This is a genomic window from Acetobacter okinawensis (assembly GCF_002153655.1).
GTDB lineage: Bacteria > Pseudomonadota > Alphaproteobacteria > Acetobacterales > Acetobacteraceae > Acetobacter > Acetobacter okinawensis_A.
In genome coordinates, this window is record NZ_JOPJ01000084.1 from 1 (window position 1) to 352 (window position 352).

Here is a 352-nt window from a genome sequence, read left to right on the forward strand (position 1 = left end):
TGCAGGTCAGTCGATTGCTGGAAGCCGGGATTCCAAAAGAAAGAATTTTTATGGATGTCATTTCCGGTACAACAGAAGACAGGCCACAGTTAAACAGTTTGCTGTCTCTGTTAAACAAGGGGGATGTTCTGACTGTCTGGAAGGTGGACAGACTTGGAAGACGAACAGCCCATCTTGCACGATTACTGGAAGAATTTGACCAGAAAGGGATAACAGTCAGAAGTCTGACAGAGGGTGTGGATACGTCAGACAGGTCAAGCCGTGTCAGTTATCTGCTGATGTCTGTCATTGCTCAAAATGAGCGTGAAACCATTAATGAGCGCATTAGAAGTGGCATAGACCATGCTCAGAA

Annotated in this window: 1 protein-coding gene; it reads left to right on the plus strand. The window is 45.7% G+C overall.

The features are described from left to right. On the plus strand, positions 1-352 hold a 352-nt coding region (locus tag HK26_RS12820), incomplete at both ends, for a recombinase family protein (RefSeq protein ID WP_143296380.1).